This window comes from Prevotella sp. HMSC073D09, from assembly GCF_001814145.1.
Lineage (GTDB): Bacteria > Bacteroidota > Bacteroidia > Bacteroidales > Bacteroidaceae > Prevotella > Prevotella conceptionensis.
In genome coordinates this window covers 67,707-80,185 of record NZ_KV815060.1, presented here as the reverse complement: position 1 = coordinate 80,185, position 12,479 = coordinate 67,707, and the positions used below count along the sequence as shown (strand labels likewise).

Genomic DNA, 12,479 nt, shown 5'->3' with positions numbered 1-12,479 from the left:
GGTGGATAAAAAGGGCACTCATAATGTTAAAATTTGTGCTGAAAAGACGACAAATTTGGTTGGCGAGTAGACAAGTTTACGAGTAGACAAGTTAACAAGTAGACAAGTTTACGAGTAGACAAATTAACAAGTTTACGAGTAAGTCAGTTAACAAGCTTATTGGTTGACTTGTTTGCCAACTCCAACTTGCCTATCGGCATGGTGTTTCGGTGTGAGAAGTGCTTAACGTCTCGGTTATCACGGCTAGAAAAGTGCTTTTTCTCATGAAATGGTGCGTAATAAGCAGGTTTTTACTTATATTTGCAACTTAAAAGCACTGATATGCACAGCATCCCCAAGAAAGGAAATGAGAGTAACGAATTGTTAGACACGGACGAACTGTCTTCGCCGCAACAATTGGCAGAAGACGGTAAGCCGTGGCATGCCGTACGTTTGTTTTCGTTGCGGCTTAACGAGGCAATGGCATACTTCACTTCTGCGGGCTTAACATGCTTTGTGCCGATGGAATGGAGCGGTAAACGAACAGGCGATGACGACGGCAAGCCCATTTTCAAGCCTGTTGTGTTTAATCTGGTGTTCGTTAAGAAAGACAAAGAAGAATGCGAGCTGCGGCGCATCTTTGCTAACGCACGCTTTAAGATGTCGGTGATAAGGAAAGATAGAGTGGCCGGCACGTACTACGAAATCCCTTCTAAGCAAATGCTAGACTTTATGCTGATGTGCAGCCCCGAAATAGAAATGCGCAAGTTCTTATCGTCTACAGAGGCCAAGCTAAAAAGCGGTACGCCCGTGATAGTAAAACACGGACCGCTGAAAGGTCTTACGGGAAGGCTGGTGCGTAGCAGCAAAAAGTACTTTTTGTTGAAAGAAGTGCCCGAATTGGGCGTGATGATAAAGGTTAGTCGATGGTGCTGTGCGCCCATCGAACAACAATAATGATTAAACAATGATGGACATTGACTTTGCACTTAGAATTTTTATTGCCGGCATGTTGGGCGGTGCAATCGGCTTAGAACGCGAATATCGCGCGAAAGAAGCTGGTTTTAGGACCCATTTCTTGGTGTCGTTGGGCAGTGCGCTTTTTATGATATTGTCGCATTCTGGTTTCGACTTCATCTTAGAACATGGAAAAAACGTTTCGCTCGACCCTTCTCGTATTGCCTCCCAGGTGGTTACGGGCATTGGTTTTATAGGTGCTGGCATCATTATTTTTCAGAAACATGTGGTACATGGGCTAACTACGGCGGCAGGACTTTGGGTTACGTCGGCCATTGGCTTGACATGTGGTTCGGGCATGTATCTCTTGGCTACTTCGGCCACGGTAATGGTGCTTATTTGTTTAGAAGCGTTGCACTTAATACTGCGAAAGATTGGTACACGCCACATTGTGTTGACACTTTCTACACCTTCGCACGACAATATCAAGGCCGTGCTGAAAGACATGAGAGCTAAGAATATGACCATTGTTAGCTACGAAATGCAAGAAAAAGCCTTGGGCGATGGACAGCACTTGCTGGTGGCCACCATCGAACTGAAATTAAAGAAACAGATTTACGAGAATTGTTTGCTCCAATTTATGGAAGAATACGAGGGAGTGGACATTAACAAGATAGAATAAGGAGAAGATAACGATGACTAGTTTTGCCGACTTGATGCACCGCAGGCGTAGTTGCCGCAAATTTACCAGTGAGAAAATAGATGCCGATGAGTTGAGCATGGTGCTGAATGCCGCCCTTATTTCGCCCTCGGCCAAAAACAGGAGGTTGTGGCATTTTGTGGTGGTAGAAGACAAAGATACGCTCGAAAAGCTGTCGGAATGTAAGGAATCGGGGGCTGCCCTGCTGAAAGATGCGGCCGTGGCAGTGGTGGTTCTGGGCAATGTTGCCGAGAACGACTGCTGGATTGAGGATTGTTCGATAGCGGCTTTGGCCATGCAATTGCAGGCCGAAGACTTGGGTTTGGGCAGCTGTTGGGTGCAGGTGCGCAATCGCGGACTGAATAGCGGCGAACGCGGAACCGACATCGTGCGCGGTATTTTGAACATCCCGGATACGTTAGACACGCTTTGTATCCTTGCTTTGGGCCATAAGGCGAACGAATTGCCAATGAAAGACGACGAAGATGCGCGCTGGGAACAGGTGCATGTGGGTGGTTTCTAACAAGCATGAGCAATATTAAAGCAACAAAAATAGTACTGCTTGGGGCTGGAAACCTTGCCACAAGTCTTGGTTTGGCTTTGCAAAAGGCTGGATTTAGCGTGGCGCAGGTGTATAGTAGAACGCAGACGGCCGCCGAAACATTGGCTGTGCGTTTGGGCGCAACGGCTATTAACAGCTTGGAAAGCCTTTCTGCCGATGCCGATGTGTATTTGTTGGCCTTGAACGACGATGCTTTGGCTAGCGTACTGCCGCAAGTTTGCCAACTGAACCCGCACGCTGTGTATGCCCATACGGCAGGAAGTGTGCCGATGAACGTGTTTGAAGGGTTGGCTAAAAACTACGGTGTGTTTTATCCCTTGCAAACGTTTTCAAAACAAAAACCTCTGGATTTCTCTTCTATTCCTTGCTTGATAGAGGGGGTGAACGAGTTTTCGGAAGATGTTTTGCTGCAAATGGCGCGCGCTTTGAGTCACGATGTGCGCTTAACTACCAGTGCCGACCGGCGCATAGTTCATTTGGCGGCGGTGTTTGGGTGCAATTTCGTGAACTTGTGCTACTCGCTAGCCAACGAAACGCTGAAACGTAGGGGGCTTGACTTTGGGTTGTTGCTGCCGCTGATAGACGAAACGGCAGCCAAGGTGCATCGCCTGTCGCCCAAGGATGCGCAAACAGGCCCTGCCGTTAGAATGGATAAGGCGGTGATGGAGCGGCAAATGAGCCTTATCGACGATGCCGAAGAACGCCGACTTTACGAGCTAATGAGCGAAATGATACATAAACTGGCAAATACATAACGCAATGATAAACTATGATTTACAGCGCATACGCGCCATCATTTTTGATGTAGACGGCGTGCTTTCGGCCTCTACCATCACGCTTTCTGCCGATGGCGAACCCCTGCGCACGGTGAATATCAAGGATGGTTATGCCATTCAGTTTGCCCAAAAGGTGGGTTTGCGCATCTGCATCATCACAGGTGGCGACACCAAGGCCGTGCGTATGCGGTTTGAAGGCTTAGGCGTAGAAGACATTTACATGAAGGCTGGTGTGAAGTTGCTGGCTTATGAGGACTTTAAGGCACGCTATGGCTATGCGGACGATGAGCTGATGTTTGTTGGCGACGACGTTCCCGACTACGAAGTGATGTCTCGTTGTGGCTGTGCTTGTTGTCCTGCCGATGCTTGCGCCGACATTAAGTCTGTTAGTCGCTATGTAACCACGTGCGCTGGTGGTATGGGTTGCGGACGAGAAGTTATCGAGCAAACCCTGCGCGCAAAGGGATTGTGGATGAAAGATGCCAAGGCCTTTGGCTGGTAAACATTAAATAAACACGAAGAAAATGAAGAATAGATTGGTGTTGGCGAGTAATTCGCCAAGAAGAAAAGAATTGTTGCGGGGCTTGGGCATCGACTTTGAGGTGCGATTGATACGTGATATCGACGAGAGTTACCCCGCAGCGTTGCCTGTAAGCGACGTGGCTGTGCATATTTCAAAGGCTAAGGCGGCCGCATACTTGGACACAATGGCCGAGAACGAGGTGGTTTTGACGGCCGATACGGTTGTGGTGTGCGACGGACAGATACTAGGAAAGCCGCAAGATGCCGAAGATGCAAGGCGTATGTTGGGCTTGTTGAGTGGCAAGAGCCATGAGGTGATAACGGGTGTTACGCTGTCTACACGTCAATGGCAGCGTAGTTTCGCCGTAACAACGGTGGTTTGGTTTAAAGAACTGACTGCCGATGAGATTAGTTTTTATGTAGATAGCTACCGTCCCTTTGACAAGGCTGGAGCTTATGGCATTCAAGAATGGATTGGATATGTAGGTGTACAACGTATAGAAGGTAGTTATTTCAATGTGATGGGCTTGCCTGTGCAGCGCATTTACGAAGAGCTGAAAGATTGTTTCGACTTTTTGCATCCTTTTGAAGTATAGGCTTGTGGAGGTTGTGAGCTGGTGAGGTAGTAAGTTTATCAGTTGGTGAGTTCATGAGTTTATCAGTTGGTGAGGTAGTGAGTTTATGAGGTGATAGGTTGTTGTTATTGTGAGTTGATGGGGTTATGAGTTTGTAACTTAATGTTTTTGTGTGTTAACAAGCTGACAACTCTTGTCTTTTCATCGTTTGTTTTTAAATCTCCTGTCCATCGTTTACGCCATATCCAAACAGCGCGAAGTCGGCTTTTAGTGGGTCGTTAGGGAATACTTTGGCCATTTCGGCAGTCAGTTTCTTGGCGATAGACATGGAGGTAGACTTGCTTTTGAGCAGTTTTAGGCGTTGCGCTTGCGTTAAAACGTGGGTGTCTAGCGGCATGATGAGGGTGCGTTTGTCGATAGTGTCTTTCCAAATGCCTAAGTCTACGGGCGAATTGTCGCGCACCATCCACCGCAGAAACATGCAAATGCGCTTGCAAGCGGAGCGTGCATTGATGGGAACGATGCCTTCTTGCCCATGTTCCGCAAAGTATTTGCAAAGCGCAACGATGGCTGTTTCGGCGTTGTTGGTGGCTGTTGTCTGTATATATTGGTGCAGGGTGTTGTGCTCGGACAATAGCTTTTGCAGCGTTTTAAGGAAACTATTCATCATCCTTTTGGTGTAAAGGCGATAGTAACAGTCGTCGGTTGGCGGTATGTCTTGCTCAAACAGCCCGCTTTTCACCCAGTTGTAAGGTTCGCCTTCCGACTTTTCTAGCACGAAATTTATCTTTGGAAAGAATTGCTTTCGGTTTCCATAGCTTAGGTTTGCCGCAATGAAAGCCATCGTTTCTTGGTTGTTTGCGCCCTGTACAAGGTGCATAAAGCGTGCAGGGTCTTCCTTTAAGAAGGCCGTTGTCTCGTAACGTGCGGCGTATTCTTTCAACTGTGCTTTGGTCTTTAAGTTCATTTTGTGCTGTTTTTTATTATCATACAGACTTTCTCTGGGCTTATCTAGCTAATGGCTTTTGCCAAAACGTTGCGCAATAGTATGCGAGAAGGCCTACAAAGCGTGTGCGCAATGGATTGGCATGAGCGGATAAAAAGCGTAAAAAAGAGGATGTGCACAGGTTGTCACATCCTCTTTCATGTTGTTGCTCAGTAGCCAATGGGCAGGCTATGAGCCTGACTTGGCTATGTGTTGTTAGCAAACCTTGCGCGAACCATCGCTAATTACCACGTCGTAAACGGCGGGTTCGTGCTTGTATTTGGCTGCATATTTCTGTTTAGCGTCTGCTATAAACTTGTCGTAAAGTTCGTCTTTAACGAGGTTGATGGTGCAACCACCGAAACCACCACCCATGATACGGCTACCCGTAACGCCATTTTCCTTGGCCAATTCGTTCAGGTAGTCCAGCTCTTCGCACGAAACCTCGTACTCTTTGCTCAGTCCTTCGTGTGTTTCGTACATCTTCTTGCCCACCGTTTCGTAGTCGCCAGCGTTCAAAGCATCACAAACGGCCAGCACTCGGTCTTTCTCTCCAAGCACGAAGTGTGCGCGTTTGAAGTCTTCTTCCGAAACGTTTGCCTTCACTGCATCAAGCTCTTGCCAGTCTGCATCGCGCAAAGTATCGAACTTCTTCTCAGGGAACTTGGCGTTAAGTGCGGCAACCACGTTCTCACAACTCTTTCTTCGGTGGTTGTAAGCCGAGGATGCGAGTTCGTGTTTCACCTTAGAATCGAGCAAGACAAGCTTATATCCCTGTGGGTTGAAGGGGAAATACTCGAACTCTCTCGACCTGCAATCAAGTCGCATTAGCTTTCCTTCTTGTCCGAATACGCTTGCAAATTGGTCCATAATGCCGCACATCACGCCACAATAGTTATGTTCGGTGGCCTGTCCTGCAAGCACCATGTCCCATTTAGACACCTTGTTGTCGCCAAAGAGGTCGTTCAATGCAAAAGCAAAGCAGCTTTCGAGTGCGGCCGATGATGACATTCCGGCTCCAAGTGGCACGTCGCCAGAGAAGGCGGTGTTAAAGCCTTTGACGTTTACACCTAGCTTTTTCATCTCTTGGATAATACCATAGATGTAGCGTGCCCAGCTTGCGCGCGGACCATTGGGGTCGTCTACTTTAAACTCTACGCGGTCTTTTAAGTCGATAGAGTAGCACATCACCGTGTCGGTTCCATTGGGGCGTACCTCGGCCATAATGCCTTTGTCTACTGCTCCTGGGAAAACGAACCCGCCGTTGTAGTCGGTATGTTCGCCAATAAGGTTGATGCGTCCGGGTGATGCGTATATGTTGCCGGTCTTTCCGTCGAAGTGCTTGATAAAACGACTTCTTACATGTTCTATATTCACCATGTTGTTGTGTTTTAGGTTAATGATGTATGGAATTTGTTTAATACTTAATTGTTTCGCGTTTAGCTGGGCGTTAGTCCACGCGGATATCCTTATTTACGTTCTTACTGCCGATAAGTGCATAGAAAAGAATGAATGCCAGGCCGATTAGCGGTATGGAGTAGGAGATGAGATAGCCCGCATGGTCGGCGATAAAGTTCTGCATAAGTGGCAGAACACCACCACCAACAACCATCATCATGAAGATTCCTGATGCTGCGGCAGAGTATTTGCCGAGGCCTTCGGTGGCCAAATTGAAGATGCTGGACCACATAACCGAGGTGCATAAGCCGCAAAGAACCAACAGCGGTGCTGCTATGGGCACCGTAACAAACTGGAACGACGAGCCAGTGAACACAGGCATGGCCATCGTTGTGCTTTTACCTAGAACCATAGCCAACAGTATGAGGAAGATGCCGAGGCTTGCTGTGACAATCATCATGGCCTTACTAGAAACCTTATCGGCAATAAATCCGGCCGAGAAACGGCCTACAAGCATGAGAAACCAATAGGTGCCAGCCACAAAGCCGCCAATCTTAACGGCCGTTGCAGGGTCTAGGCCACCGCCATTAGCACTGGTATCGGATAGGTAGAAGTTCAACGTGCCGGGTATTCCAACCTCAACGCCCACGTAAATGAATATGGCGATGGTGCCAAGAACGAAGTGACGGAATGCCCACGGACTTCTTTCGTACACCGTTTCGGCCGTGGTCTTACCCATTTCAGGGTCGGCTATGGGGATAAAGAGCAGTGCAACGAAAGCAGCTGCAAACACACCCATAGCGATATAAAGCACAAGGTTGATGTCTACCATTGCGGTTTTAGCCGTTACTGTGCCGATAAGCGCACCCACGAGCATAGGCGTTAGCGTACCGGCAAGCGAGTTAAGCGTTCCACCTACAAGGTTTAGCTGGTTGCCACGGTTGCCGCCGCCCCCCAAGAGGTTGAGCATGGGGTTTACAACAGTGTTAAGTGTACACACGCAGAAACCAGAGATGAATGCGCCTAGCAGGTAAACGGAAAAGCCCGCAACCTTATCGCCTACGCCACCAGAAAGGAACTGCACCAGTACGCCAATGAAACCTAGGGCTATACCAACAAGAGCGGTGCGCTTGTAGCCAATTTTCGAAAGCAACTTACCTGCGGGGATGCCCATAAACAGGTAAGCTAAGAAGTTCATTGCGTTGCCGAGCATGCCTACCGTGTTGGCACTGTCGCCTTGGAAAGCGTTTTTCCAGATAATGCCGATAGGTGCGGCGAGGTTTGTCACGAATGAAATCATTGCATAGAGGAACATCATTGTGACAATGGCTACTATGCTACCACTTTTTGCTTGTTTATTTTCCATTTTAGTTTTAGTAATAAATGCTTTTAGATATGGCTTGTCTTGAAAAGCCTGCTCTGCCTGTTTGCGTTCTGTTGATACGTGGCAAACTTGTTGCTTTCTACGTTTTTCGTCGGCTTATTTCACAACGGCGGGGCAGAAAGAGATGGGCAATGGCTTACCAAAGGCATTGCAGGCGCATTTCAAGAGTGGGCCTATTGATGATGAATGTTTATGCTATCGTTCCGAATTTATAAATTGTTTTCTGCTTATATTGCTCGCCTGGGTTCAGCACCACCGAGGGGAAGTAGGGGCGATTGGGCGAATCGGGGAAGTGTTGTGCCTCAAAGCAGATGCCGCTTCTTCGTGGGAAGGTGGCTCCATGTTGCCCTTTGTAGCCGTCGGCCCAATTGTCGGTGTAGAGTTGTACGCCCGGTTCGGTGGTATAAACCTCCATCGTGCGCCCCGTTACAGGCTCCATTATCCGTGCGGCAAAGCTTAATTCGCCTTCTTCGCGCTTGTTAAGCACAAAGCAATGGTCGTAGCCGGCACCGTTTTTTATTTGTTCGTGGTCGGCGTTTATGTCTTGTCCGATGGTCTTTGGCGTTCTGAAATCGAACGGCGTACCTTTTACGAAACGTATTTCTCCTGTGGGAATGCTCACCTCGTCGATAGGAATATAAAAGTCTGCATTGATTTCGCACTCTAAATTCTCAATGCTCGGTGTGGGGTTGGCGATGCCAGCCAACGAGAAAAAGCCGTGACTTGTAAGGTTGATTACTGTTTTCTTGTTTGTTTTGGCCATGTATTCGATAACCAATTCGTTGTCGTCGGTGAAGGTATAGATAACCGTTGTTTTTAGTTCACCCGAGAAACCCTCTTCGCCGTATGCACTTATGTAGTTCAATACAAGCGTGGTGTCGTTCATTTGCAGTGCATCCCACACCTTGGCGTTAAAGCCTTTCTTTCCTCCGTGCAACGAGTTGGGGCCGTTGTTGATGGGAAGACTGTACTCTTTACCATGTAATTGAAACTTGCCTTTGGCAATTCTGTTGCCATATCTGCCCACAAGGGTAGAGAGATAGGGTTCGGGCGAGTTCACAACATCTTGTATGTTGTCGTGGCCTTGTATCACATTGGCCAGGTTTCCGTGTTTGTCGGGAACCATAATGGCCACAAGCGCCCCGCCATAGTTGGTTATGGCTACTTCGTTTCCATCCTTGTTGCGGAGAATATACAAATCGGTTTCTTTTCCGTTGATGCGAGTCTGAAAGTCTTCGCGTTTCAGCCCGCATACGTTTTGTACCTTATCTGTGTTCGTCATAAAAGAAAGTTTTTAGTTATACTTTGTTGCAAAGTAAACGAAAAAAACTGAATGCAACAAATATTAATATATTAAAAGCGGTGGTTTCCTGTTAAAAATGTTCAACAGAAGGCTCCGCCGCTTTCTTTTTGATAATATATGGTTTGATATTGGTAGGTTTGTGCGCGTTTTTAAAGGTTTGAAGTAGATTTTGCTTTCTTCTCTGGCATGTCTTATTCCGTGTTTTCTGAGCACATTTTAAGGTTTGAAAGCAAATCGGCCACCACAAAACTGCTGCCGCCAACAAATACGAAATCGTCTTTTGCGGCATCGCTTAGTGCGGCCTTGTAAGCTGCATACACATTATTATATATAGAGCCGTGCAATGCGTTTTGTTCGGCTTTTTGCGCCACAACCTCACTAGGTATGGCGCGATGTGTGCTTGCTTGCGTGAAATAATAGGTTGCCTCTTTGGGCAAAAGGGTTAGAACTGTGTCTAAATCCTTGTCGTCTACCATGCCGAACACCATTCTGAGCGTGCGATAGCTTTGTGCACGAATTTGCGGACTAAGGTATTGCCAACCTGCAACGTTGTGGCCTGTGTCGCAAACCACTAAGGGTGCATGCCCTAAGATTTGCCAACGCCCTTGTAAGCCTGTTGATTGGCATACCGTGGCCATGCCTTGGCCCACCTCTTTGGCGGTTATGTCAAAGCCCAAGGCCTGCAATTGCCGCGCGGCGGTTAAGATGGTGTTGGCGTTGTGGTGCTGATAGTTGCCACCTAGTTCGAAAACGATGTTGCCAAAACTGCGTGTTTGCAGACTGATACCCCTCTCGTTGCGGTGTTGCCACTGCAAAACTTCGGGATTTTGCTCGGCCCACACCACAGGCGCATGCCGTTCTTTCGCAGTATTTTCAAACACTTGTCGTGTCTCCACAGTGGTTTCGCCCACCACCACGGGGGTATTGGGCTTGATGATACCCGCTTTTTCGACGGCAATTTGAGCCAATGTGTTGCCCAGAAAGCCCGTATGATCTAGACTGATGTTGGTGATGACCGAGAGAATGGGGCTAATGATGTTGGTGCAGTCGAGCCTACCGCCCAACCCTACTTCGATAACGGCCACATCTACATGGCTTTCGGCAAAATAACTGAAAGCCATAGCGGTGGTCAGTTCGAAGAACGAGGGGTGAAGAGGTTCGAAAAATGCACGGTGTTGGGCAACGAAATCCACAACATAAGATTCTGAAAGCGGCTCGCCGTTGATGCGAATGCGTTCGCGGAAGTCTACCAAATGTGGCGAAGTGTATAGGCCTACGCGGTAACCGCAGGCTTGTAGTATGGCGGCAAGCGTGTGTGCGGTAGAACCTTTGCCGTTCGTACCTGCCACATGGATGCTTTTGAAGGCGTGATGAGGTACGCCCAGGTGTGAATCTAACGCTAGCGAATTGTCTAAACCCTCCTTATATGCAGAAGCACCCACATGTTCGAAAACAGGGGTGCTATTGTAAAGGTACTGAATTGTCTCCTGATAATTCATCAGTTAAAGTAATTCTTGAATTTCTGAAATATCGTTTGCTTGGTAACTCTGTCGCCTTTAAAGTTGTCGCTTTGGGCTAGTTTGTCCAAGCAAGCCTTTTCTTCGCCGGACAGCGTTTTGGGCACATACACGCTCAGGTTAACGATGAGGTCGCCCACGCCAGGTCCGTAACCTTGAACAGAGGGCAATCCCTTACCGCGCAGGCGCAATGCCGTGCCGGGTTGTGTGCCTGGTGCAACCTTCATGCGCACCTTTCCACCGTCTACCAATGGTATTTCGAGGCTTCCGCCCAATGCAGCCGTGGGGAAATCTAGCAGTTCATTATATATAAGGTCGTTGCCGTCGCGAACAAAAGTGTCGTTAGGCTCTTCCTCAATACATACTTGTATGTCTCCAGTTATGCCGTTGCGCTTACCTGCGTTGCCTTTACCGGGTACATTCACGACCATTCCTTCGGCTACGCCGGCAGGTATTTTAATTTCCACCACTTCTTCGCCCTTGGTTACACCCGTTCCGTGACAAGTTTGGCACGGGTTCTTGATAACCGTTCCTTCTCCGTGACACGTTGGGCATTCGGTTTGCGTTTGCATCATGCCCAACATGGTTCTAACGGTCTTGGTAACGATGCCTTGACCGTGGCAAGTGGGGCAAGTTTCCGTTCCGCTACCCGCTTCTGCTCCTGTTCCGTGGCAGTGTGTACAGGTTACATCTTTCTTAACCTTAAACTTTTTGGTGATGCCCGTTGCTATTTCTTGCAGAGTTAGTCGCACTTTCAGTCGCAAATCGCTGCCTCTGAATTGCACATGCTGCCTTGATCTAGTCCCTCCGCCGAAACCGGAGAAACCAGAAAAGCCGCCATGTCCACCAAAGATGTCGCCGAACATGGAGAAAATGTCGTCCATATCCATGCTGGCGCCACCGCCAAATCCACCACTACCGCCCATGCCGGCAGGCCCATCGAACCCAAATTGGTCGTATTGCTTGCGCTTTTCGGGGTCGTGTAGCACGTCGTAAGCCTCGGCAGCCTCCTTAAACTTCGCTTCCGCGTCTTTGTCGCCGGGGTTCTTGTCGGGGTGATATTTGATGGCGAGTTTGCGATAAGCTTTTTTTATCTCGTCTTCCGAGGCGTTTTTGTCAACGCCCAGCACTTCATAATAATCTCTTTTAGCCATTTTCTTTCCTTTCCAGCCCCATCAATTATTGTCCAACCGCCACTTTGGCATGCCTTATCACCTTATCGTTAAGGGTATATCCCGTTTGCAGGCAGTCGATGATTTTTCCTTTCTTTTCATCTCCCATGCCTGGCACCATTGCCACGGCCTCGTGGAAGTCAACGTCAAAGTCTTTCCCGTCTACCTCCATTTTCTTCACGCCCATTCCTTCGAGCGTGCTGAGCAATTTCTTGTAAATCAGTTCCCATCCCTCTTCCACAGCATCTACACACTCTTGTTTGTGTGCGTTTTCTATGGCTCTTTCCATGTCGTCGATGATGGGTAGTATAGCCGTGATGGTTTTTCCGCCGCCGTTGAGAATGAGTTCGGCCTTTTCTTTTAGCGTGCGACGCTTGAAATTCTCGAACTCGGCCACGGTACGTAGATACTTGTCTTTCAACTCTTCGAGTTGTTTAGCCAGGTTCTCTTCCTCCGTTTGGGGTTCCTCTTCGGTTTGTTGCGGCTGTTCTTGTGGCTCGTTGGTTTCTTCTTGGGGTGCATCTTGATTTAGGTCAACAGCCTCCTCGTTGTTGTCGAGGTTGCCATTGGCCTTCTTTTTCATGTTTTCGTCTGTCATATTGTCGTTCATTCCAAATGCGTATTTGTTTGTTTACTGTTTTAATCGTAT

The 12,479-nt window shown here is 48.2% G+C and carries 13 protein-coding genes; 6 read left to right on the top strand and 7 right to left on the bottom strand.

The features are described from left to right. The first annotated feature begins 321 nt into the window (after nucleotides 1–321). From HMPREF2955_RS03955 to HMPREF2955_RS03930, 6 genes are read left to right on the top strand one after another with little or no spacing between them, the layout of a single operon-like run. The gene (locus HMPREF2955_RS03955) at nucleotides 322–936 is read left to right on the top strand and encodes a UpxY family transcription antiterminator (RefSeq protein ID WP_070721218.1); all 615 of its coding nucleotides are present in this window, start codon (nucleotides 322–324) and stop codon (nucleotides 934–936) included. 10 nt (nucleotides 937–946) lie between these two features. Next, on the top strand, nucleotides 947–1,618 hold the full coding sequence (locus HMPREF2955_RS03950; RefSeq protein ID WP_009230091.1) for an MgtC/SapB family protein: 672 nt from the start codon (nucleotides 947–949) through the stop codon (nucleotides 1,616–1,618). 13 nt (nucleotides 1,619–1,631) lie between these two features. Continuing rightward, nucleotides 1,632–2,159, top strand: a complete 528-nt coding sequence (locus tag HMPREF2955_RS03945; protein ID WP_070721215.1) for a nitroreductase family protein — start codon at nucleotides 1,632–1,634, stop codon at nucleotides 2,157–2,159. 5 nt (nucleotides 2,160–2,164) lie between these two features. Beyond that, nucleotides 2,165–2,953 (top strand): Rossmann-like and DUF2520 domain-containing protein, encoded by a 789-nt coding sequence (locus tag HMPREF2955_RS03940; protein ID WP_070721211.1) that lies wholly within the window; start codon nucleotides 2,165–2,167, stop codon nucleotides 2,951–2,953. Nucleotides 2,954–2,957: 4 nt separating this feature from the next. Continuing rightward, a complete protein-coding gene (locus HMPREF2955_RS03935) occupies nucleotides 2,958–3,476 on the top strand; it encodes a KdsC family phosphatase (RefSeq protein ID WP_070721208.1) in 519 nt (172 codons plus the stop codon). Nucleotides 3,477–3,498: 22 nt separating this feature from the next. Then, a complete protein-coding gene (locus HMPREF2955_RS03930; RefSeq protein WP_070721205.1) occupies nucleotides 3,499–4,092 on the top strand; it encodes a Maf-like protein in 594 nt (197 codons plus the stop codon). Between the two features lie 193 nt (nucleotides 4,093–4,285). Here the strand turns inward: HMPREF2955_RS03930 and HMPREF2955_RS03925 are convergent, their stop codons facing one another. The 7 genes from HMPREF2955_RS03925 to HMPREF2955_RS03895 form a co-directional block, all read right to left on the bottom strand. Further along, entirely contained in the window at nucleotides 4,286–5,038 is a 753-nt protein-coding gene (locus tag HMPREF2955_RS03925) for a TIGR02757 family protein (protein WP_070721202.1), read from the bottom strand. 234 nt (nucleotides 5,039–5,272) lie between these two features. Beyond that, entirely contained in the window at nucleotides 5,273–6,433 is a 1,161-nt protein-coding gene (gene galK, locus HMPREF2955_RS03920) for a galactokinase (protein ID WP_044259826.1), read from the bottom strand. A 73-nt stretch (nucleotides 6,434–6,506) separates the two neighbouring features. Continuing rightward, nucleotides 6,507–7,820 carry an MFS transporter gene (locus tag HMPREF2955_RS03915; RefSeq protein ID WP_070721199.1) on the bottom strand — a complete coding sequence of 438 codons (1,314 nt, stop codon included), beginning with the start codon at nucleotides 7,818–7,820 and terminating at the stop codon, nucleotides 6,507–6,509. Between the two features lie 208 nt (nucleotides 7,821–8,028). After that, complete coding sequence (locus HMPREF2955_RS03910; RefSeq protein WP_070721196.1) at nucleotides 8,029–9,120, bottom strand: aldose epimerase family protein; 1,092 nt, start codon at nucleotides 9,118–9,120, stop codon at nucleotides 8,029–8,031. Nucleotides 9,121–9,332: 212 nt separating this feature from the next. Beyond that, the gene (locus HMPREF2955_RS03905) at nucleotides 9,333–10,640 is read right to left on the bottom strand and encodes a bifunctional folylpolyglutamate synthase/dihydrofolate synthase (RefSeq protein ID WP_070721193.1); all 1,308 of its coding nucleotides are present in this window, start codon (nucleotides 10,638–10,640) and stop codon (nucleotides 9,333–9,335) included. Continuing rightward, nucleotides 10,640–11,812, bottom strand: a complete 1,173-nt coding sequence (dnaJ, locus tag HMPREF2955_RS03900) for a molecular chaperone DnaJ (protein ID WP_070721191.1) — start codon at nucleotides 11,810–11,812, stop codon at nucleotides 10,640–10,642. Before dnaJ ends, HMPREF2955_RS03905 begins: the two co-directional genes overlap by 1 nt. Before the next feature lie 25 nt (nucleotides 11,813–11,837). Then, nucleotides 11,838–12,440 (bottom strand): nucleotide exchange factor GrpE, encoded by a 603-nt coding sequence (locus HMPREF2955_RS03895; protein ID WP_070721188.1) that lies wholly within the window; start codon nucleotides 12,438–12,440, stop codon nucleotides 11,838–11,840. Nucleotides 12,441–12,479 lie beyond the last annotated feature (39 nt).

Excerpts from the sequence above, each read along its gene's own strand:
- HMPREF2955_RS03955 (WP_070721218.1), top strand. The coding sequence starts at position 322 with ATGCACAGCATCCCCAAGAAAGGAAATGAGAGTAACGAATTGTTAGAC.
- HMPREF2955_RS03950 (WP_009230091.1), top strand. The coding sequence starts at position 947 with ATGATGGACATTGACTTTGCACTTAGAATTTTTATTGCCGGCATGTTG.
- HMPREF2955_RS03910 (WP_070721196.1), bottom strand. The coding sequence starts at position 9,120 with ATGACGAACACAGATAAGGTACAAAACGTATGCGGGCTGAAACGCGAA.
- HMPREF2955_RS03895 (WP_070721188.1), bottom strand. The coding sequence starts at position 12,440 with ATGAACGACAATATGACAGACGAAAACATGAAAAAGAAGGCCAATGGC.
- HMPREF2955_RS03905 (WP_070721193.1), bottom strand. The coding sequence starts at position 10,640 with ATGAATTATCAGGAGACAATTCAGTACCTTTACAATAGCACCCCTGTT.
- HMPREF2955_RS03940 (WP_070721211.1), top strand. The coding sequence starts at position 2,165 with ATGAGCAATATTAAAGCAACAAAAATAGTACTGCTTGGGGCTGGAAAC.
- HMPREF2955_RS03915 (WP_070721199.1), bottom strand. The coding sequence starts at position 7,820 with ATGGAAAATAAACAAGCAAAAAGTGGTAGCATAGTAGCCATTGTCACA.
- HMPREF2955_RS03935 (WP_070721208.1), top strand. The coding sequence starts at position 2,958 with ATGATAAACTATGATTTACAGCGCATACGCGCCATCATTTTTGATGTA.
- dnaJ (WP_070721191.1), bottom strand. The coding sequence starts at position 11,812 with ATGGCTAAAAGAGATTATTATGAAGTGCTGGGCGTTGACAAAAACGCC.
- HMPREF2955_RS03930 (WP_070721205.1), top strand. The coding sequence starts at position 3,499 with ATGAAGAATAGATTGGTGTTGGCGAGTAATTCGCCAAGAAGAAAAGAA.
- HMPREF2955_RS03925 (WP_070721202.1), bottom strand. The coding sequence starts at position 5,038 with ATGAACTTAAAGACCAAAGCACAGTTGAAAGAATACGCCGCACGTTAC.
- HMPREF2955_RS03945 (WP_070721215.1), top strand. The coding sequence starts at position 1,632 with ATGACTAGTTTTGCCGACTTGATGCACCGCAGGCGTAGTTGCCGCAAA.